Below are 19,311 nucleotides of genomic sequence, written 5' to 3'. Positions count from 1 at the left end.
CCGGCTATGGCTCCAGGTGATAGCCCAGGATAGACAGCACCATAAGGGGCGCTGTCTCCGTGCGCAGGATCCGCCTTCCCAGGGTGATCACCCTGGCTCCGGCCTCCAGCGCCTTCTCTTCCTCTTCCCGCTCAAAGCCGCCCTCAGGCCCGATAAAAATGCCCACAGACTGGCCCGGCTGTATCTCCTCTATGACCTTTCTCGTATAGTCCATGCCCTCTGCCAGCTCGTAGGGAAAGAGGATCACATCCAGGCTGCCTGCCGCCTTAAGAGCCGCGTCGAAGCTGCACACGCTCTTCACCTCCGGGATGATCCCCCGCCCTGCCTGCTTGGCCGCACTCTTGGCGATCTCATTCCACCGCTTCACTTTTTTCTCCGCCTTGGGGCCGTCCAGCTTTACCACAGAGCGCTTTGCCGCCACGGGAACCACCGCGTAGACGCCAAGCTCCACCGCCTTCTGTACCACCAGCTCCATCTTGTCGCTTTTGGGAAGCCCCTGGAACAGCCAGATCTGTGAAGGGAGTTCTGTATCCAGCTCTCTCTCCTCCAGGATCTCAAGCTGCGCCCGGCCCTCCACATAGTCACAGACCTGGCACACATACTTCCGGTTGTCTCCGTCGCTGATCTCCAGCTTCTCCCCTGCCCGCATGCGGAGCACATTTTTCATGTGGTTCACATCAGAACCTTCTATATAAATGTATGGCTTTTCCACCTGATCCGGTGTCACAAAAAAATGCTGCATCTATTTTTTCCTCGCTGTGACAGAGACCCACTCGCCCTGGTGGTGCACTTCCAAAAGTTCCATGCCTGCCGCCTTCACAGCCTCCACCACAGTCTCCTCTTTGTCATCGATGATCCCGCTTGTGATATAAATGCCGCCGCTCTTCAGCTGATCCTGGATCACCGGCGTCAGCGGGACAAGCACCTCCGCCAAAATGTTGGCAGCCACAATATCATACTGACCATACCCCACTTTGTCCTGCACGGCTTTATCGTCAATGATATTTCCGATCATGACTTCATACTGATCCCTGGAAATACCGTTGACAGCCATGTTCTCGTGGGTGGCATCAATGGCGCAAGGATCCAGGTCTGTCCCCACAGAGTAACCGGCGCCGAACTTCAGGGCCAGCATTCCCAGGATACCGCTGCCACAGCCCACATCCAGGATCTTCATACCCGGCTCCACATATTTTTTCAGCTGCCGGATACACAGCTGTGTCGTCTCATGCATACCAGTCCCGAAGGCTGTGCCCGGATCGATGTGGATGATCAGCTTGTCCTCATCCTCCGGCTTTACGTCCTCCCAGGAGGGGATGATCAGCACATCGTCCACCGTAAACTGATGGAAATACTGTTTCCAGTTGTTCACCCAGTCCACATCCTCTGTCTGGGACTCCTCGATGGATGCCTCCCCGATATCTACAAAGGCCGCGATCTCCTCAAGCTCCTGGCGCACCCTGGAGAGCATCTCTTCCTTGTCATCTTCCTCCTCCAGATAGAACGTGATGTAAGCCACACCGTCGTCCGCCTCTGTCTGGGGGAGGATGTCCACAAACATCTGCTCCTTGTCCGACTGGGTAAGAGGGATCTTATCCTCGATCTCCACTCCCTGGATGCCCAGCTCCATGAGAGAGCTGCTGACGATCTCCTCAGCCGCAGTCGTTGTCTTCAAGCGAAATTTATTCCATTTCATACCGTCTCACCACTGTGTCCCGCCTCTTTTTTTGCGGGACATTCCTTTCCACATCAGTTTATCATATGAGCCCCAAATGCTCAACGAGGATTTTCACACCCAGACAGATGAGGATCACACCTCCTGCGATCTGGGCCCCCTTCTGCCAGCGGGAGCCAAATACATTGCCGATCTTCACGCCCGCCACGGAAATGATGAAAGTCGTGACACCGATGAAAGACACCGCAGGCACGATCTCCACCTGCAGGAAAGCAAATGTGATCCCCACCGCCAGAGCATCGATGCTGGTGGCTACCGCCAGAGTCAGCATAGTCTTCACATCCAGGGAATCATTCGCCTCCTGACAGTCCTCCTCACCAAAAGCTTCCCTGATCATGCTGACACCGATCAGTCCCAGCAGGATAAAGGCGATCCAGTGGTCTATAGAGGTGATGACCTCCTTAAACTGGCTCCCCAGCAGATACCCTACAGCCGGCATTCCCGCCTGAAACACGCCAAAATAAAGTCCAACGACCCCCGCCTTGGTCCAAGTACATTTTTTCATGGCGAGGCCCTTACAGACTGACACGGCAAAAGCATCCATAGACAGCCCCACCGCCATCAGAAAAAGTTCGATCAGTCCCATTATTCTTTCTCCTTTTATCTTCTTTTGTTCCGCCGCGGAACACAAAACCCGTCCCCGCAGCGCGTGGTGCAGCAGGAGCAGCACACCGCGCAAAAAAAGACCCACCCGCGGCAGAGATTCCCTCTGCGCGGATAAGTCTCATTATTTCAAGTAATGCCAGATGCCCGGGGCATCAGTATGTTGACAGTACTGCGCTCACGCGCCAACTACTCCCTTATCACTTCTGTTCATTATAAAAAGGAAGGCGGGGCTTGTCAACAATTTTTATCAACTTCCCCTCTTAAGTTTTTTCATGACACACAAAATCATTCTCAGCGCAGACAGTACCTGTGACCTGGGGCACGTATACCCTGTGAACAGCTGCAACCTCTCCACCGGCTCCGGCCTGCTGGTGGTGGCCGCCCGGAGAATGATCGATGCGGGCATGGATGCCCCCTCCATCGCCAGCGCCCTGAAACAGCACACCGGGAAATGCCATGCCAGCTTATTCTCGACACGCTGGCCTTCATGCACGCGGGAGGGCGCTGCTCTTCTGTGGCTGCCCTCGGAGCCAATATCCTGAAACTGAAGCCCTGTATTCTTGTGGACAACAAAGACGGAAGCATGGGAGTTGGCAAAAAGTACCGGGGCACGCTGGACAAGGTGCTTGTCCACTATGTAAAGGACACGCTGGCAAAGTATGATAACATCAATACCTCTCTCCTCTTTATCACGCACTCCGGCATCCCGGAAACATATATTGATCTGGTGAAAGAGGCGGTGGCAGAAGAGATCCACTTTGATGAGATCCACGTTACCAAAGCCAGCTGCACCCTCTCCTCCCACTGCGGGCCTAATACGCTGGGCATTCTTTTTGAGACATTGTAACGCTGTATCCCAGCTCTTCCAGCATCTTCCTGTCACTCTCCACTGTATAGCCCGCCGTGGTCAGCATATCACCTGTAATGGCCGCGTTGGCGCCGGATCGGAAGCATCCCGCCCCTTTGTCCTGCATAAGGCCCCTGCCCCCTGCCAGCCGGATAAAGGCATCCGGAAGGAGAAAGCGGAACACCGCAACTACCCGCTCCAGCTCTTCCTCTGTCACCCGCTGATTCTCTTCAAAGGGCGTGCCAGGGATGGGGCTTAGCAGGTTGACCGGCACGCTTCTGATCCCCAACTTTCTGAGTGTCAGGGCCATATCGATCCTGTCCTCCCACGTCTCTCCCAGCCCGACAATGCCGCCGCTGCACACTTCCAGTCCCGCATCCTGGGCCGCCTTTATGGCGGCTGTCTTTTCTTCAAAACTGTGGGTCGTACAGACCTGGGGAAAATACCGGCAGGACGTCTCCAGATTATTATGTACTCTTGTGGCTCCCGCCGCCTTCAGTTTATCAAACTGCTGCCTGCCAAGAAGGCCAAAAGAGACACAGACCTGCATGCCTGTCTCCCTGCGTATCCTGGCAATCGTCCCGCACATCTCCTCCACTTCCCTGTCAGAGAGGCGTTTTCCAGATGTCACAATGGAATACCGGGGCACACCGCGCCCGGCTTTATCCAGGGCATCCGCCAGGATCTTCTCTGCCTCCAGCAGAGGATATTCCCCTGCCCCTGTGTGATAGAAGGCCGACTGGGCACAGAATTTACAGTTTTCTGAGCATCTGCCGCTTTTTCCATTTATGATGCAGCACATATCGAAAGCTTCTCCCCGAAAATGCCGCCGGATATCATCTGCCGCAGCACGCAGGCTGTCCAAAGGCGCATCTTTCAGCCTGAGAGCCTCACTGGCAGTCACAGGCTCCCCTCGAAATACTTTCCCTTTTAATACATCTATATCGCTCATAGTACAGTCTCCCCTTTCTTTCTATAACAAATATAGCGAAGAGACTTTCAATTGTCAACTTTTCTTATTTTTAAGTTTACATTTTGTTGTTCAGATCATAATAAAAAATATACTGCTGGAGCACTCCCTGAAATCCCTGGTACCTGTCAAATGGAAACCCTTCCGGATACCGGGCATCCAGGACTTTCTTTATGTGTGTATCTACAGGGAACGCCTCCAGATGGTGAAGGGCAAACAGGCAGATGCAGTCCGCCACCTTGCCTCCCACACCGCACAGTTTCATAAGCTCTTTCCTGGCCTCCGGGTAGTCCATATGTTTCACAGCCTCAAGATCCACTTCTTTTTCCAGAACACTGCGAACAACAGAAACAAAATAACGGCTTCTATAGCCAAGACCACAGGCGCGGAATTCTTCTTCCGAGACCCCGGCAAGCTCTTCCGGAGCCGGAAAAGAGAAATAGATCCTCCCCTCTGCGGATCTGCATTCCCGCCCGTATCTTTCTGACAAAGTGCGGATGATCCCCCGGATCCGCCGGATATTATTCTGCTGCGAGATCACAAATGTCAGGATCATTTCCCAGAGATCCTGCTGCAGGATGCGGATCCCGCTTCCATATTCTGCAGCAACCGCAAGATATGTGTCCGCTGGATCTATCTTCTGCAAATAGGCCTCATAGCAGCCATCCAGATCAAAATATCTCCTCCAGAATGTCTGATATTCTTCCTCCCCGCAGTAAAACAGGCAGGTGTCCGGCTCCTCCGTCTGCCGGATCCTGAGGTACCTGTCCCCTGCGATCACCTCATAGACGTTTTCCTCTGTCTGCTCCATGCGAAAGCACTGGCCGGACGCCAGAATCTGCCCCGGGGAAAAATGCTCTTTTGTAACTGTTATCATGGTCTTCCTCTCTTATCGCTCTTTTGTCTTTTTATGATTTTACAGGTAAAGAGTTGCTTTTGCAATCCAAAATCAATGTGCGCAGATGCGCCGTTCGATGGTCTCCGCTCCGCTACGGTCAGCGCCGTTACCCGTCGGATGCCCGCTCGTGCAAGCACGGCGGTCGCCTTCCGGGCGTATCGCACAAAAAAAGCGCCTGAAAACTCAGACGCCTTATCTGTATATCTATCTGTATCTATGTCAAAATGGCTTATGCCGCATTTCTTCCGTGGGCACTTGTGCCGTGGCCGCCGCTTCCCTGTCTTCCAGAGCCGCCTGCTGCCCGCTCATATTCTCTCAGCTTCTGCCTGGCCTCCTGGCTTAAGTTCCTGGGAACCTGGATCTGGACCGTCACATAGTGGTCGCCGTGTACAGCCGGGTCCTTCATAGAGACAATCCCCTTGCCCCGCAGCCGGATTTTTGTGCCGGACTGGGTGCCCTCATGGATCTTGCACATGACATTTCCGTAGAGCGTGTTTACAAGGGCCTCGCCACCGAATACAGCCGTCGTAAAGGGAATCTGCACAGTGGTGTACACATCCATTCCCTTCCGCTCAAAGCCCGGCTTTGTCCCCACCTGTACCTTAAGGAGAAGGTCGCCCGGCTCACCGCCGCCGGTTCCCGGCATCCCCTTGCCCTTCAGGCGGATGCTCTTGCCGCTGTCAATGCCGGCCGGAATGTGGACCTGCAGAGTCTGTGCATTGCCCGACCCGGACGGGTCCTGGAAGGTAATGATCTTATCGCATCCAAAGGCCGCCTCGTCAAAGGACACCTCGGTCTGCGCCCGCAGGTCAGAGCCCTTCTGCCGGAAAGAGCCGCCTCCGAAGCCTCCACGTCCAAAGCCGCCGGTTCCTCCGTAGTAGGACTGGTGAAAGCCGCTCCCGTCTCCTGTGTGGAAGCTACCGGAAAATCCTCCTTTGTTTTTCCCGTGGAAAATATCTCCGAATAGGTCATCAAATATATCGTCCATATTGCCGTTTTCGAAATGGAATTCTCTGTAGCCGCCGTTGCCGGTATTATAGGCGCCTCCGGTGTAGCCGCCTGCCCCCGCTCCGGCTCCGGTCCCGTCAAAGGCCGCATGCCCAAACTGGTCATACAGCTTCTTCTTTTCCGGGTCGCTGAGCACCGTGTAGGCCTCTGTTACCTCTTTAAACTTCTGTTCTGCCTGTGGATTTCCCGCATTTGTATCCGGGTGATATTTCTTTGCAAGCTTCCGGTACGCTTTCTTTATCGCATTTTGATCCGCGTTTCTGTCAACGCCAAGCACTTCATAGTAGTCTCTCTTTGCTTCCATCTCTATCACCTCCCGATCATCCACATCCGTAAGCTGTCAAGATCTATATAAATTTCTATATTTATTTTAATATATTTGTTATATGTTATATCTGAAATCTATATGAACGGCCCTCAAGCCGGAATATTTTCTATACTCCAAATACCATATAAAACCTCCCCGGGACAGGCTGCCCGGGGAGAAATCTCATTATCCTTCGATGGTCACGTAGCGGTTCTCCTCTACCTGCTTCTGGTCCTTCTTCGGGATATCCAGAGTGAGGATACCATTTTCAAACTTCGCGTGGATATCTTCCTGCGTCAGGTTCTTGCCCACATAGAAGCTTCTGCTCACATTTCCTGTGAAGCGCTCCTGCCTGATGTACTTGCCATCCTTCTTCTCGTCATTGTTCACATTCTTAGCCGCGCTGATGGTCAGGTAGCCTTCCTTCAGCTCTGCCTTGATCTCGTCCTTCTTAAATCCCGGCAGGTCAATCTCTACTTCGTAAGCGTCGTCCTTCTCTTTCACGTCTGTCCGCATGATCTGATCTGCTGAGCGTCTTCCGTAATACTTTCTGTCAACATCCGGGAAGGAAAAATCAAACCAGTCATTAAATAAATTTTCTCCAAAAATACTAGGCATCATCATAAGTCATCTCTCCTTTGATCATTCATTTATATTGGCACTCCGTGTAATCGGAGTGTTGGTTTTGAACTGCTGGAAGAGGATTTTTTATTCCCTTTCCTTTGTTCTAAATGTAATATAACACTTATTATCAGCACTGTCAAGAGGTGGGTGCTAATTTTTTAAATAATTTTTTTGGGAAACCTCAAAAAAGCTTGATTTTACGGGCTTTTTCGGGCTTTCCAAATTTTTGATTTTTTCAAAAAATGGCTTACTACACCATTTTTACACCATTTCTACACCAATTTCAGAATCGGGGGCCTCCAAAATCCCCTGTAAATTCAAGGAAATCTGAGTTAATTTACCACACCATCAAAAGCAGAAAAATCCGATTTTTTTCATGTTTTTCACCATCATGCCCCTAAAAACTCCAATGCCGGGGCAGAAATTTCCATCACATAATCTGCACCAAATCCATCTTTGCGATTTCTCTTTCAATCCTGGACCGGTCTGTGATATGGTTATAAACTTCCATCGTGACACTGATATTCGCATGTCCCATCACGTACTGAACGACCTTCATATCCAGATCTGTCTCTGCCATCCGGGTACAGGCTGTATGTCTGAGAATGTGGGCGGAGATATGAGGCAGCTCTTCCGGCTTTCTCCTCTCCCGCTTTGCCCGCTCATTTTCTTCCTCGTTATACGCCTTCACAATATCCCGGAGAATAAAGTTCACGGTAGTCGGCATCATAGGACGTCCGCTCCTGCTCATGAATACGAAATTCGAAAGCCCTTCGATTTTCACATCCCTGGGAATCCCCATCTGAAAATTCAGCCGTCTCTGAGTCTCAAAAGCTTTTGCCACCATCTTACTCATGGGTATCTCCCGGATCTCGGCTTCTGTCTTCGGCATGGTCACATGAAAATCACACCCGTCTCCATAGTTCTTATAGATCAGCTGATGATTCACGTATACGGTCCTGGTCTTCAGATCTACGTCCTTCCAGGTAAGACCGATCAGTTCTCCACAACGGAGCCCGGTTCCGATCATCACTTGCAAAAGAGGCAGATAGATATGGAATACCTCGCTGTTCTTTACATAGTTCAGCAGATTTTTCTGCTGATCAAAGGACAGGGCGGTGCGTTTCTTTTCCGGTTCCCCATAATCTCCCAGCGTTCTCTTGGCCGGATTCTTCCGGATGATATCATCATCTACAGCCACCTCAAAGCTCGGTAAGATCATATTATGGAGAAACTTGATGGTACTGTGGGAATATTTCTGTTTGCTCAACCGGGAATAAAACAGGCGTACATGAGATGGTCTTACCTGTACCACTTTCATCTGTCCCAGTTCATTCCTCACAAGACTGTTCCACATCCTTCTGTAATTGGCCTGTGTACTCTCTGCCAGCTTTCTGGTATCCATGTGGATCTCAAACAGGTCATTGAGAGTCATGTTCTTGCATTGGGTATCGGTCATAATTCCTTCGCTCTGGTCTTTCTCAATCTCTTTTTCTTTTTTCCTGAGTTCAGCCAGATCCGGAGAATAAACGGCCAGGCGTCTGCCAGTCCGTTCATCTTTATACCGGTACATATAGAGTCCATCCTTACGCTGGGATTCCCCTGTCCTCAGATTTCTTCCTCTATTGTCTTTTCTTGCCACAAAACCATTCCTTTCTCTATTTCCACACCTCCCTGTTGTGGGGAATGGTCTTGTCCTGTCTATGAAAAGTATAGCACAAAACCAACCCCACGCACATCCGTGTTCCTCTATTCCGCTATTGCTTCCAGATACTTCTCCACCTTCTGTACGGAGTACAATACCCGGCGGCCGATGGTGATCCGGGCTCCCGCATCTTCCGCAATCTTCCTTGCAGTCATCTGTCCGCAGGAAAGCATAGCGGCCAGACCTTCAATATCCACTGCCAGACGGCAGTTGCTCTCTCTTTCTTTTGTCTGTCTCATTTATCTCATCTCCTCCTTTATTCTTTTCTGCATCCGCCCCAGCTTTTCCTGAGCCGTACGTTTTCGAAAACTCTCACCTTTAAACTGAACCGGCACGCACATCTCCAGCAACCGGTCATAAATCCTGGCATGCGCTGTATCCTGCGGATTCTTTAACTCCTGCAGTGTCAGATTGGTCGTCGCAATCAGAGGTTTCCCGCTCCGATATCTGCCGTCGATCACCGCATAGATCTGTTCCAGTCCGTACTCTGTCCCCCGCTCCATTCCAAAATCATCCAGAATCAGCAGCGGAACTCTGCACAAATTTTTTATATATGTATTCTTCTCTGAAAAATTAGCAGAAAGATCATTCAGCACTTCCGCGAAATTGTTCATACGCACTTCTATCTCCTGTTCCAACAGTGCATTGGCAATACAGCCCGCCAGAAAACTTTTTCCGGTTCCCACTGCTCCCCAGAAGAGGTAGCCTGTATTCTCCGCCTTCATTGTTTCCCAGTCTTTCACATATAGTTTCGCAATCATGGTATTTTCGGAAAGTCCTTTATCATTGTCAAATGTCCATTCCTTCATGGATTCATCCGAAAAACAATGTCCCTTCAATTCTCTGACTACAGCTTCATGGCGCTGCTGTTCCCAGTACTGTTCCTCCTCTTTTCTTTTTTGCCTCCGACACTCACATTCACGCGGATGTTTTTTTATTCCCAAAACTCCGACTTTCTCCTGATCGAAATAAGCCTCCTTCGGTTCATGGCATTGTCCACAATACAGAAGACCGTCTTCTCCGATATAATCCTCTCCGTTTCTTTCTACCTGTTGAATCATGTTCTTTACTGTTTCTTCTACCATCTTGTTCATAGACTGTCCTCCTCACTGCAGGTATAATCCGGAATGTTTTTTACCGGGGCTGACCGTTCTGCCCATCTTCTCAAGGTAACAGCATGATCAGCATATTGCTTTCCACTGGAACGCATATAGCTGGACAGTTCCTCGATCAGCCTGTCTATTTCCCGGATCTCCTGTTTCAATTCTCCATATTCTGTTTCGGAGAGAAACACATTGTGATATTCGCCATAGGCAGAGCGCGCTTCTCTCTCTTTATTTGTTTGACTATATATCAAGTAACTATTATTTAAGTAATTAGGGGATACTTTTCTATCCATCACAGGGACAGGTTTCTTTCCTTCATAAGTATCATTTTCTTTCCCTTTGAGGGACACTTTTCTATCCTTCACAGGGACACTTTTCTTTCCCTCTGCCGGGATTTTGATATACAGCAGATTCGGTTTTGAAAATCCCTGTTTTTTTCTCACCAGAAGTCCGGCTTCTTCCAATTCATTCAATGCCTTTTTTACAGTCATGTGACTCTTTCTAAGATCGTCAGCCAGATAAGCAATGGGATAAACCACAAAAATGTGGCCTTCCTCATCCTTCCACCCTGTCTTCCTGGAAAGACTCGCCCGATCCAGCAACAGAGCATACAGAACCTTGGCTGTCTGAGTCAGATCCATCCCCAGCAGAAACCGTGGGTAAGGAAGATACACCGGAATCTGGGTCTGATTCGTCATGTATATCATCTGATCTTTATTCTTCACATCCATCCTTTTGTTTCTGTCTGATCTTCCGCCGACGGCTTCGCTTGGATTCATAGCAGGGGCAACAGACAATCACAGTCCGGAAACTCTGCTTGCAGTCTCCAACACATTTCCGGCAGGTGTCATTGTGGGCAACCCGCCCTCTTTCATTGAGAAAAAAGGCCAATTCCTGTTTTCTTTTCTTGCTCATTCTCGGCACAGACATTCCTCCTTCCTGCCATCCTGACGGTGCACGGTACAGGACAGCGAAATATGGTCACGTTTCGGTATCATTTTTTGCATTTTTTGACCTTTACGACAGGCTTTTTTGACCTCAAATATATTTGCCTGGGGTTTATCCTATCTGACGGCAGAAAACGCTGTTTGGTCGTGTTTCGGTATCATTTTGGAACAATTTGTCTGGACTACTTTACCTGCGACGATAATCCCGTTCAAAATCCCCTGCCATCTTCAACACTTCTTCCCTGAGTGCAAATAATTCCGCGATACAGTGACGGATTTCATCCTCCATAGCCAGTGAACGTTCCCCGCCCGTATTGAAGTACCGTGCGATCTGATTCAGGTTCACACCGATCTTCCCATACTCACCTACCAACCTTCGGAGTTCTTCCATATCGGCGACCACTTCTACCTGATGTACGATTTCCTTTTCCACCAAAAGTTTCCGCAGGCATTCGGATCTGGACGCACCCAGAATCTCTGCCTTCCTGTCCAGAAGTTCCAGTTCAATATCGGAAAGCCGGACTCCGACAAAATGCGGATGGTTCAGTTCCTGTTCCATTCTTCTTTTTCTCATGACTTCATCTCCTTTCTTCTTTCAGCTACTTCAGTAACACCACAAAGGGGAGAACCGGCAGTCCTGCCGGAATCTACCTTTTGTGCTGCGTCCCACTTTCCAGTGGACGCCAATATCTGCCAAATCGGCAGATCATCGAGGGTATGGGGAATCGAAATCCCAGGCAAGAGCCCTACACAGGAAAACACAATAGTGTATTACGGGGTGGATCTTGCTCTGGGAAAATCCCCATCAAGAGCTCAACCTGTAAGTTAGTGGAGTGCCAGGAATTGCCTAACCGCTTAACACGGGTGGATCTTGCCCTATAATATCTACCCCCTCACTTAACGTAACTGGGAGCGGCTATTATACAGGGGCAAAAAGAAATAATTTTATTTTTATCAACGAGATCCGCTCTTACCTTTTTTATTCTTTAAAGATCCCCTCACTTAACCCAATTGTCAGAGGCAGAAATACAAGGAGATTCGAAAAATCTTTTAATTTTCTGCTTCAAAAAAGATTTCCCCTCACTTATAGAAAGGAAATCCGAGGATTATACAGTGTTTGGAGATAGGATATTTAAAAAAGCAAAAAAACGCACCCAGTTTCAAACTGAATGCGTATCGGTCATATTCAACTTATGATTGAAAATGCATTTTATTATATTGCATCTTCGCCATATTTTTCTCGGATCCTTCGACATAAATCTTCCCAGCCAGCATCTAATTCTTCCGGGGAAGATTCTGGTATATCTATATCTGCATATTTCTCGTTTACTTCATCTTCTATTTTCTGGGCATAAACAGACAGAAAGTCCGGATACTCAAGTAACATCCTATTGAACAAATCATCCGCAGCCGTTCCCAGTTCCATGCAACGATCCAGGATAGAATCATAAATCTCTTGTGTCATGGGAATTTGATAATCTATCGCTGCTAATTGTTCATCTGTGAATTCAAATGTCTCAACAAAAAATTTACAAAGTCTCTTATTTATTTTTTCCTCTTCATGCATAATAGGAGCCTCCCGTTCACATATCTATTATACAGCATTGTGGATATCTCCACAATATTGTTTTCTAACGGTAGCTTCTATAATTGAATTATCTTTAGACGGAAAGGGGTGTTCAATATGATAGATTTTAGTCCTCTGTGGAAAACCATGGAACAAAAAGATATCACTCAGTACCAGCTTTTAAAAAGCGGTATCGATAATAAAACCTTGGATTCGCTGAAAAAAAATAAGAACATCACACTGAACACTCTTGAAAAATTGTGTAGGATTTTGGATTGTAATGATTTAAATCAAATAGTAAACTTCCATGATTGAAGGCGATGATATCGTCAATTCATAATTGATTTGCAATTCTATGATTATCCACTAATTAAAGTTGAAAAATAACTTGGCAGATAAGCTTCTTTTTAATTTTCTTCAAATATATCTGCAACAGTACATAGTTGCTCCCACAATCTATGCAATAATTGGGCATCGGAGAAAGTACTCTTGCAGATGCTATCATGGGGCGAATTTCTTACAATTCATATAAGATTAATATTGAAAGTATCAATCCATCGAAAGACCTTTCTATGAGAGAGGTATATGGTCTGGATCCTGCTCAAGTTGAGTAACTATCAATAGGGGGCTCCGTTAGTCCGGACTGTCGGCTCTTCCGCACCGTAATATTCACAGCATTGAACCCGTATTCAGACAAACAACACCATTGAACGTCTCACCCGTGAGATCACAAACGCCGGACAAACACAATAGGCACTTTTCCTAATGGGTAGAGTGCGCTGATGCTCGTATGTGCCAGACTGCACCATGTAGCAACAACGAACTGGGGAACCAGACGTTACATGAACATGGATCATCTTTTCAAAGCGGAGGATAATCTGCTGTCCGATATCATAGCCGGTTGACTGCCAGCCACCAAACGGCTGGCTTTAATTTTTGCGAAAGAACCTTAACACTATCGAAAAAAACTATTTACCATGTACGTTACATGTACACCCACAACCGAAGAAGGCTGAAAAATATCCCTGTCACTGGTGATTGCTTAATGACTGGGTTATGTAAATATTATTGTATATTTGGGCTGTTCAAAACTAACTCGCAACATGTATTACATGTTTCGAATATTTCAGTTAAGTCCTCAATAAAATTCTTTATAAAATCGTCCAAATAAATTGGATCCATGTCCTTCAAAACCAAAAACAACTTTTCTCTCTCACTATCCTCTTTGTATTCTAAATACTCAAGATGAATAACTGATTGATGAATAATTATATCTCGCAATGCTCGTCCGTGTGTTATCCCACATAGTAATCTATAAGCACTGGTGCGGTCTTCCCCCCATCTTTCAAATGAGTTTTTCAAATCAATAAACCGGTCATCATTATTTTTCAATATTTTTTTACTCAAATTATTAAAACTGTCTTCCCGCTTACCTAATAACAGATCACTATATACAGATGCACTTACGTCAAGAGCATTTCTTGCAAAAATGACAATGCTTTCAACGAAAAATAGAATTTTAGAAGCACCCATGCCATAAAAGGCTGGAATTGTCATGTTTTGCGTTAATTCAAAGTCAGTTTTCGCATGGTGATAACATGCTTCGGCATATTGTATCATCACTAATTTTTGTTGTAATGCAAGTGCTTTGTTATAAAAAAAGTTGTAGCGCTCATCTATCTGATCACTAATTCCCTCAGGATACTTTCTATCGACAAGAAGTGCCAAATCCTTACCTAATGTAATTTTATTAAGTTTTACATTTTCCGTTGTCTTCCAATCATCATAAAACATATCGAAATCAGAGTCAGAAAACCAAGTATCTCTACTCATCTTTAACCTCACCATAATACTTGTAGAATATGCGATATTGCCAATTTATAAATACTATATCATACATGTATGAATCAAATATAAATAATGCCGAATACCATTTACATTTTCCTATGCAACCAGACAACTTTCACCATCTAGTCGGATTTTCTGCTCTGATAGTGGATTCTCAAATTAACCAAAGCATTCAGAAAGCAAACCATAATACCAAATTCTTCTGGATATAGAGGCTTGAAATACTATGAAAAATCTTTCATGACCTCTATCTTCCTTTCATAGTACTAGGTGCCATTAAATTTAAATAAAGCTACTGGATGATTACACTCCGATAGCTTTTCCATCATATACCTTTATCCTAAGCATACGTTTTCACAAAATCATCATATTATATCGTTATCCAGCTCAATATTCTCCATTTTGATGCTCCATATAGTTTCCTCGATTACACGAATGCATTCGTCTATATCTTGGGTTATATCTTTTCCCCAAAAGCGAATAACTGTCCAACCTTGAAACAAAAGTTCCTTATTTACTTCATCATCACGTTCAATATTTCGTGATATTTTTCTTATCCAATAATCAGAATTTTTGCTTTTTTCCAATTTAGGTTTTAGAATCTCCCAATCCTTTCCATGGAAAAACTCTCCATCACAAAACACAGCAATTTTATATTTTGTCAGCACTATGTCTGGCTTTCCAGGCAGATTTTTAGGATTTTTTCTATAACGGTATCCTTTAGCCCACAATGCTTTTCTAAGCATAACTTCAATGGAAGTATCTTTACTACGAATGTGCTGCATATTTTTTCTTCGCTGATCCGCTGTTAAATTATCCATGATTTATCTCCCTTATCTTTGAAAGATCATATCATTATGATATTCAATAAAACGACGATCCGGCAGGAACTTACTTGGCATAATAATTTTTTTATGATCATAGTTCATAAACCATACCCTTGTATATTCATCCATACTCTCGTTTTTTAACTGTGACGATACTATTATTTCATAATTACAATTAAGTGTAATTAGCCCCCTATCGAATGCTTTATCATGTAATGCATTTAGGCAAAGACCATTTTTAGGATTAGTTCGTTCAGTTTTTTCATTACTTTCGCTCCATGGTTTTATATGGCTAGCTATCAACAGCCTGGGATCTTCCAATCCCGTAACACAACATTTATTAGAATAGGCATTTAAAACAGTCATTCTAAAAAAATACTGCCCTACTCGCTGTTTTAATTTTGCATCACGGTATTTTCCCGCTGGAATTAACGCAAGTTCATCTTCCATATGTAATGCTTTCTCAACAGTTGTGCCTCTTTTTTTAGCCAGTATTTCTTGCGCTTCCAATGAAAGCTTTTCCCAATTGTTAATGAATTCTAAACATATTTGTTCATCCAGTTTACTTCCATGAGCCATTCCAGACAAATTTTTCTTTCGTATCTCTGGATCAAAATGAGCAAGATTCGCCATCTTTAAACCAACAGAGCTCGGAGTTCGACCAAGTATCTTTGCAAGTTCAATAATATCTTTATTAGTCTTTGTTATTTTTTTAAAGGGTGTACGACAATACAGATCAAAAGCTAGAATTGTCTCTTCCCTTGACCATTTCATACCTGTCCTATCCACACATATTCCCTCTTAATTATCAGAAATCACTTAAAAGTATTTGTCTATTTACTGTAAAAATCTTTTTTAAGTCCTCATGTGTATATGGATTGTCTCCTGCTCTTTTAACAAGTTCAATTATATTATGCACATTTATACAACTTCCATTGATACCTGTTTCATCCGTAATATCTCGAATTTGAGAATCTATATTTGTCCCAAAACCTCCTGCAATATAAGTAAAAAAAGCAAGTGCCCTGTCCCCCGTATAATAACTACTCAAACCTGAAATATAATTGTGTATCATTCTATTTCGATGGTCATTGCTGATACTATATTTACTATATGCTTTATTATCAATAATACCTACATATCCAGAGCTTTCAGACTCGATCAACACATCAGGAGTTAACCCTATTAGACCAACATGTTCAGCCTTAAACTTAAAAACATCTTCAAATAATTTTACCGTTGCTTTTTCAAATTCTGTAGCCTCTTCTCTCCCTTTAAATGCCATCTCATAATACTTTGTCATAAATGAACCGACCGATCCCTTAGGATACTTTCTTTGAAGTATTTCTAAAACAAAAGGTTCTTTCAAGCCTGTTGATGAAACTATAAAATCAACCACTTCTGCATCTATGGATATAATCGGTTTTATAAGCGATAATGAAATGTATGCTTTCATTACTTGCTGTTCTGCCAACATACTTGATGTAATTGTTTTTGTATTTATGAGATTTCTAGTATCTTTGCTATGTTTAGGATCAATCCCATACTTTCTTTGAAAATACTCATGGTTTTCCGGTCGATCAATAAAAGGAAAATGTTTAGTAACTATATCTTGCACTTCCGTTTTCCGCTCTTGAACCACGTACATCTTTCCATTTTCTCTATATGTTAATTGTGTATAATCCAGCCAATTCATCATTGTATTGGCTACATCGCTTAGGTTTGTGGACTCCGGCTTCACACCATATCGTTCATAAAAATCCGCCGGAAGAGTCTGTATTCCATAATTACGATAAGAAAGTAGCCTTTTAACTATATACTCAAAGCATGTATCGGTTTCATTTTCTGCTTCTACAATTATAATATTTGCTATTTCATCTGTTTTCAAATACTGGATCCTATCATCCATTAACAATTTTAACAAGAAAACAAATGGATGAATTTTAAATCTAGGAGAAACATTCACATTTCTCCCAATAGAAAATGCTGATGGAAATTGATATTTTAATACCTGTCCTTTCAATACATCAACAGGCGAATCTCCATTCATAATTGCTTCTCCAGCCAGCGTCAATTTTATCTGTTTAGTAGATTCTTGCGTAAAAATCAATCCTAAGCTTACTAACCAGGCTTTATATGTTCGGGCCCCACCACCGCCTTGATCTCTTCTCTCTCCCTGACGCTTTAATCCTGCTGATTCGAGGGCTTCTTCCAAGGACAAATGGGACGTTCGTTGTCCATCCCACAGCTGATTTAACGATAATTCAGCAAATGTAGATAAGACTTCTGGAATACTATTTAACTTTCTTTTTGGTCTCGTAACCCACCAGTGATTTAACATATTTTCACCACCTATTCATTAATATTGGGCTGGACCCACGGATACTCAATTCCTGCAAAACTATTTAATATTGCTGTAACAACTATCTCGGAAAGCTTACAAGGAACTGCCATACCTATTTGTTTACGAACACTGCTATAATTTCCTATAAATTCATAATTATCTGGAAACGTCTGTATTCTAGCTCTTTCTCGATTAGTTAGTTCTCTATCTGTCCAATGATACATATATGTTCCTCCTCCACCAGCTGCCGTAACTGTATAAGCAGGCTTATTAGGATCAAGCTTTCTATATATCTGACTAATCTTCGTTTTTGTCTTGATTTTAAGCTCTTCCGGAAATTCCTTCCCCAATCTTTCCTCTGCTTGCCATACATTTTCTCCTGGCAAAATGTATGATAATCGCTTTACTACTTTTTCTGATAGACTTCTGCCTTCTCTATTAGGAGCGTCTTCTGGAATATCTGCCAGAGCAGTTCTCGAGCTAATATCACAAGATGCATACTGCGCTGGATCAGGTACACGAAATTCCACAGGCAGATCTTCCCTAATTCCCACAATTATTACTCTATGTCGTGTTTGTGGAATTCCATATTGTTCTGCTTTGTATAGATTAACATTCAATCTATATCCCGCTTTTTTCATGTCATCCAGAATGATCTGAAAATCTCCAGAACCTGCTGATCGTATACCTGAAACATTTTCAGCCATAAACCACTTAGGTTTATACATATTTAGCACTTCAATTCCATACCAGTATAATTGACCAAAGCGTTCATTTGCTAAGCCTTTATGTTCACCTACATTAGAGAAACTATTGCATGGGAAACCGTAGCAAAACGCGTCAATGTCGCCTAATGCACTAATGTCTAATTCGCGAACATCTCCACAATAGACACTTGCAGGATTGTCTGGACATATATTTTTTCTGTAAGTCTGACATGTATCCATATCATAGTCATTTGCCCATGCATGTTTCACAGAAAGAACACCATTACTGCTTTTTGCTCTAAGCGCCCCGCAGGCCAAACCACCAGGTCCACAAAAGAGTTCCCCTAAACGAAAAACATTATCTTCCTTTTGAGGATAAATAGAAAGCGGCTCAAATGACTCTCGTTTACTAATCTCTTCGCTATCATCAAATTCCAAAATATCATCCGCATGTAATTCCATACCTTTACATATTTTTTCTATTATTTCCATCGTAACATTGTCACCATTATACAACTTAGTAATGGTTGCGTAGCTAATCCCTGTTAATGACTGCAAATCTCTTCTTTTCATATTTCTATCAATCATAATTTTAAATAATTTTTTATAAGATACGGCCATCATGTACGCACTCCTTATTATTTTAATTTTGTTGTATAAGTATATCATAAACCTTTGCGTAGCACACTATTTTTTGCGCTTATGAGATTATTTTTTGCTTATGTTCATTTTCGCATCATATTCAATACAAAATAAAAATCCAGGAATACACCTTACAAACAAGTGAATTCCCAGATTCTTAATTACTTCTGTTCATACTATAACTTAGTCATTTATTATGAATAACTTAATTGATTAAATCTACAATTTAGTAAACAAAACTTCATCTGAAGATAAAAAGTCTACTCTAACCCGATCCCCCACTTTAGCATTACACGATTTATACCATGCAGTAAATGCTTTACAAGCGCCAGGACCTATACCTTCAAATTGCTTTGCATATTGAATTCCATTTTCACACGGTCCATTTCCAGCTGCTTTTATTTGCATTGGTGGTATTCCATTCGCAAAACTAGCCTTAAAAACATCACCGCGTTTTATATTATAGTTTTTTGCATCTTTAGATGGGATTTTAACATAAGATTCTCCTGCAATAGGATCCCTATTAGTTGGATTTCTATATTCTCCCCAATCAAGATGTGATGGTTTTATCACTACTACATAATGATCTCCAGCTTTTGCCATTAATTTTCCCTCCTTTTATT

At 44.1% G+C, this 19,311-nt stretch carries 22 protein-coding genes and 2 pseudogenes; 4 read left to right on the top strand and 20 right to left on the bottom strand.

The window, feature by feature from the left end; translation table 11 throughout:
- Positions 1-4 precede the first annotated feature (4 nt).
- From Q5911_RS08375 to Q5911_RS08360, 4 genes are all read right to left on the bottom strand, one after another.
- Positions 5-742, bottom strand: a complete 738-nt coding sequence (locus Q5911_RS08375) for a 16S rRNA (uracil(1498)-N(3))-methyltransferase (protein ID WP_303182371.1) — start codon at positions 740-742, stop codon at positions 5-7.
- Positions 743-1,696: a 50S ribosomal protein L11 methyltransferase gene (prmA, locus tag Q5911_RS08370; protein WP_303182370.1), complete on the bottom strand. Its 954-nt coding sequence runs from the start codon at positions 1,694-1,696 to the stop codon at positions 743-745.
- 61 nt (positions 1,697-1,757) lie between these two features.
- Entirely contained in the window at positions 1,758-2,321 is a 564-nt protein-coding gene (locus tag Q5911_RS08365; RefSeq protein ID WP_303182369.1) for a manganese efflux pump MntP, read from the bottom strand.
- Positions 2,322-2,601: 280 nt separating this feature from the next.
- Complete coding sequence (locus Q5911_RS08360) at positions 2,602-2,799, bottom strand: hypothetical protein (RefSeq protein WP_303182368.1); 198 nt, start codon at positions 2,797-2,799, stop codon at positions 2,602-2,604.
- Between Q5911_RS08360 and Q5911_RS08355 the strand changes: the two genes are divergently transcribed.
- Positions 2,793-3,188 (top strand): DegV family protein, encoded by a 396-nt coding sequence (locus Q5911_RS08355; RefSeq protein WP_303182367.1) that lies wholly within the window; start codon positions 2,793-2,795, stop codon positions 3,186-3,188. The two genes, Q5911_RS08360 and Q5911_RS08355, sit on opposite strands and share 7 nt — an antisense overlap.
- Here the strand turns inward: Q5911_RS08355 and bioB are convergent.
- From bioB to Q5911_RS08300, 10 genes are all read right to left on the bottom strand, one after another.
- On the bottom strand, positions 3,154-4,140 hold the full coding sequence (bioB, locus tag Q5911_RS08350) for a biotin synthase BioB (RefSeq protein ID WP_303182366.1): 987 nt from the start codon (positions 4,138-4,140) through the stop codon (positions 3,154-3,156). The two genes, Q5911_RS08355 and bioB, sit on opposite strands and share 35 nt — an antisense overlap.
- Before the next feature lie 76 nt (positions 4,141-4,216).
- A complete protein-coding gene (locus tag Q5911_RS08345; RefSeq protein ID WP_303182364.1) occupies positions 4,217-5,035 on the bottom strand; it encodes a DNA-3-methyladenine glycosylase family protein in 819 nt (272 codons plus the stop codon).
- A 250-nt stretch (positions 5,036-5,285) separates the two neighbouring features.
- Positions 5,286-6,368, bottom strand: a complete 1,083-nt coding sequence (locus Q5911_RS08340) for a DnaJ C-terminal domain-containing protein (RefSeq protein ID WP_303182362.1) — start codon at positions 6,366-6,368, stop codon at positions 5,286-5,288.
- 189 nt (positions 6,369-6,557) lie between these two features.
- On the bottom strand, positions 6,558-6,995 hold the full coding sequence (locus Q5911_RS08335) for an Hsp20/alpha crystallin family protein (protein ID WP_076778113.1): 438 nt from the start codon (positions 6,993-6,995) through the stop codon (positions 6,558-6,560).
- Between the two features lie 430 nt (positions 6,996-7,425).
- Complete coding sequence (locus tag Q5911_RS08330) at positions 7,426-8,637, bottom strand: site-specific integrase (protein ID WP_303182361.1); 1,212 nt, start codon at positions 8,635-8,637, stop codon at positions 7,426-7,428.
- Between the two features lie 107 nt (positions 8,638-8,744).
- Positions 8,745-8,939 carry a DUF6462 family protein gene (locus Q5911_RS08325; protein ID WP_004605493.1) on the bottom strand — a complete coding sequence of 65 codons (195 nt, stop codon included), beginning with the start codon at positions 8,937-8,939 and terminating at the stop codon, positions 8,745-8,747.
- The gene (locus Q5911_RS08320) at positions 8,940-9,794 is read right to left on the bottom strand and encodes an ATP-binding protein (protein WP_303182360.1); all 855 of its coding nucleotides are present in this window, start codon (positions 9,792-9,794) and stop codon (positions 8,940-8,942) included. It abuts the gene before it with no gap.
- A complete protein-coding gene (locus Q5911_RS08315) occupies positions 9,791-10,447 on the bottom strand; it encodes a replication initiator protein A (protein WP_303182399.1) in 657 nt (218 codons plus the stop codon). Before Q5911_RS08315 ends, Q5911_RS08320 begins: the two co-directional genes overlap by 4 nt.
- Before the next feature lie 493 nt (positions 10,448-10,940).
- On the bottom strand, positions 10,941-11,327 hold the full coding sequence (locus Q5911_RS08305; RefSeq protein WP_303182359.1) for a plasmid mobilization protein: 387 nt from the start codon (positions 11,325-11,327) through the stop codon (positions 10,941-10,943).
- Between the two features lie 639 nt (positions 11,328-11,966).
- On the bottom strand, positions 11,967-12,320 hold the full coding sequence (locus Q5911_RS08300) for a hypothetical protein (protein ID WP_303182358.1): 354 nt from the start codon (positions 12,318-12,320) through the stop codon (positions 11,967-11,969).
- A 117-nt stretch (positions 12,321-12,437) separates the two neighbouring features.
- Between Q5911_RS08300 and Q5911_RS14935 the strand changes: the two genes are divergently transcribed.
- From Q5911_RS14935 to Q5911_RS08290, 3 genes and pseudogenes are all read left to right on the top strand, one after another.
- A complete protein-coding gene (locus Q5911_RS14935) occupies positions 12,438-12,635 on the top strand; it encodes a helix-turn-helix domain-containing protein (protein ID WP_303182357.1) in 198 nt (65 codons plus the stop codon).
- A 152-nt stretch (positions 12,636-12,787) separates the two neighbouring features.
- A pseudogene (locus tag Q5911_RS15020) lies at positions 12,788-12,934 on the top strand (AAA family ATPase); the annotation flags it as partial.
- A 67-nt stretch (positions 12,935-13,001) separates the two neighbouring features.
- Positions 13,002-13,225: pseudogene (locus tag Q5911_RS08290) on the top strand (transposase); the annotation flags it as partial.
- 160 nt (positions 13,226-13,385) lie between these two features.
- Here the strand turns inward: Q5911_RS08290 and Q5911_RS08285 are convergent.
- From Q5911_RS08285 to Q5911_RS08260, 6 genes are all read right to left on the bottom strand, one after another.
- Positions 13,386-14,153, bottom strand: coding sequence for a hypothetical protein (locus tag Q5911_RS08285; protein WP_303182356.1), 768 nt, complete (start codon positions 14,151-14,153; stop codon positions 13,386-13,388).
- Between the two features lie 380 nt (positions 14,154-14,533).
- Positions 14,534-14,989 carry a very short patch repair endonuclease gene (locus Q5911_RS08280; protein WP_303182355.1) on the bottom strand — a complete coding sequence of 152 codons (456 nt, stop codon included), beginning with the start codon at positions 14,987-14,989 and terminating at the stop codon, positions 14,534-14,536.
- A gap of 12 nt (positions 14,990-15,001) precedes the next feature.
- The gene (locus Q5911_RS08275; protein ID WP_303182354.1) at positions 15,002-15,784 is read right to left on the bottom strand and encodes an HNH endonuclease; all 783 of its coding nucleotides are present in this window, start codon (positions 15,782-15,784) and stop codon (positions 15,002-15,004) included.
- A 19-nt stretch (positions 15,785-15,803) separates the two neighbouring features.
- Positions 15,804-17,336 carry a restriction endonuclease FokI C-terminal domain-containing protein gene (locus Q5911_RS08270; RefSeq protein ID WP_303182353.1) on the bottom strand — a complete coding sequence of 511 codons (1,533 nt, stop codon included), beginning with the start codon at positions 17,334-17,336 and terminating at the stop codon, positions 15,804-15,806.
- An 11-nt stretch (positions 17,337-17,347) separates the two neighbouring features.
- Positions 17,348-18,670, bottom strand: coding sequence for a DNA (cytosine-5-)-methyltransferase (gene dcm / locus Q5911_RS08265; RefSeq protein ID WP_303182352.1), 1,323 nt, complete (start codon positions 18,668-18,670; stop codon positions 17,348-17,350).
- Positions 18,671-18,907: 237 nt separating this feature from the next.
- Positions 18,908-19,291 (bottom strand): hypothetical protein, encoded by a 384-nt coding sequence (locus tag Q5911_RS08260; protein WP_303182351.1) that lies wholly within the window; start codon positions 19,289-19,291, stop codon positions 18,908-18,910.
- Between the last annotated feature and the right edge of the window lie 20 nt (positions 19,292-19,311).

It is taken from the genome of Lachnoclostridium phocaeense (assembly GCF_959599685.1).
Taxonomy (GTDB): Bacteria; Bacillota; Clostridia; order Lachnospirales; family Lachnospiraceae; genus Claveliimonas; species Claveliimonas monacensis.
This window is presented reverse-complemented; position numbering and strand designations above follow the sequence as displayed.

Bases quoted from the DNA above. Each gene is read 5' to 3' on its own strand.
- Q5911_RS08345 (WP_303182364.1), bottom strand. From the start codon at position 5,035: ATGATAACAGTTACAAAAGAGCATTTTTCCCCGGGGCAGATTCTGGCG.
- Q5911_RS08335 (WP_076778113.1), bottom strand. From the start codon at position 6,995: ATGATGATGCCTAGTATTTTTGGAGAAAATTTATTTAATGACTGGTTT.
- Q5911_RS08355 (WP_303182367.1), top strand. From the start codon at position 2,793: ATGCCATGCCAGCTTATTCTCGACACGCTGGCCTTCATGCACGCGGGA.
- Q5911_RS08340 (WP_303182362.1), bottom strand. From the start codon at position 6,368: ATGGAAGCAAAGAGAGACTACTATGAAGTGCTTGGCGTTGACAGAAAC.
- Q5911_RS08260 (WP_303182351.1), bottom strand. From the start codon at position 19,291: ATGGCAAAAGCTGGAGATCATTATGTAGTAGTGATAAAACCATCACAT.
- Q5911_RS08360 (WP_303182368.1), bottom strand. From the start codon at position 2,799: ATGGCATTTCCCGGTGTGCTGTTTCAGGGCGCTGGCGATGGAGGGGGC.
- Q5911_RS08365 (WP_303182369.1), bottom strand. From the start codon at position 2,321: ATGGGACTGATCGAACTTTTTCTGATGGCGGTGGGGCTGTCTATGGAT.
- Q5911_RS08325 (WP_004605493.1), bottom strand. From the start codon at position 8,939: ATGAGACAGACAAAAGAAAGAGAGAGCAACTGCCGTCTGGCAGTGGAT.
- Q5911_RS08305 (WP_303182359.1), bottom strand. From the start codon at position 11,327: ATGAGAAAAAGAAGAATGGAACAGGAACTGAACCATCCGCATTTTGTC.
- Q5911_RS08300 (WP_303182358.1), bottom strand. From the start codon at position 12,320: ATGCATGAAGAGGAAAAAATAAATAAGAGACTTTGTAAATTTTTTGTT.
- Q5911_RS08285 (WP_303182356.1), bottom strand. From the start codon at position 14,153: ATGAGTAGAGATACTTGGTTTTCTGACTCTGATTTCGATATGTTTTAT.
- Q5911_RS08315 (WP_303182399.1), bottom strand. From the start codon at position 10,447: ATGGATCTGACTCAGACAGCCAAGGTTCTGTATGCTCTGTTGCTGGAT.
- Q5911_RS08320 (WP_303182360.1), bottom strand. From the start codon at position 9,794: ATGAACAAGATGGTAGAAGAAACAGTAAAGAACATGATTCAACAGGTA.
- Q5911_RS08375 (WP_303182371.1), bottom strand. From the start codon at position 742: ATGCAGCATTTTTTTGTGACACCGGATCAGGTGGAAAAGCCATACATT.
- Q5911_RS14935 (WP_303182357.1), top strand. From the start codon at position 12,438: ATGATAGATTTTAGTCCTCTGTGGAAAACCATGGAACAAAAAGATATC.
- bioB (WP_303182366.1), bottom strand. From the start codon at position 4,140: ATGAGCGATATAGATGTATTAAAAGGGAAAGTATTTCGAGGGGAGCCT.
- Q5911_RS08280 (WP_303182355.1), bottom strand. From the start codon at position 14,989: ATGGATAATTTAACAGCGGATCAGCGAAGAAAAAATATGCAGCACATT.
- dcm (WP_303182352.1), bottom strand. From the start codon at position 18,670: ATGATGGCCGTATCTTATAAAAAATTATTTAAAATTATGATTGATAGA.
- prmA (WP_303182370.1), bottom strand. From the start codon at position 1,696: ATGAAATGGAATAAATTTCGCTTGAAGACAACGACTGCGGCTGAGGAG.
- Q5911_RS08270 (WP_303182353.1), bottom strand. From the start codon at position 17,336: ATGTTAAATCACTGGTGGGTTACGAGACCAAAAAGAAAGTTAAATAGT.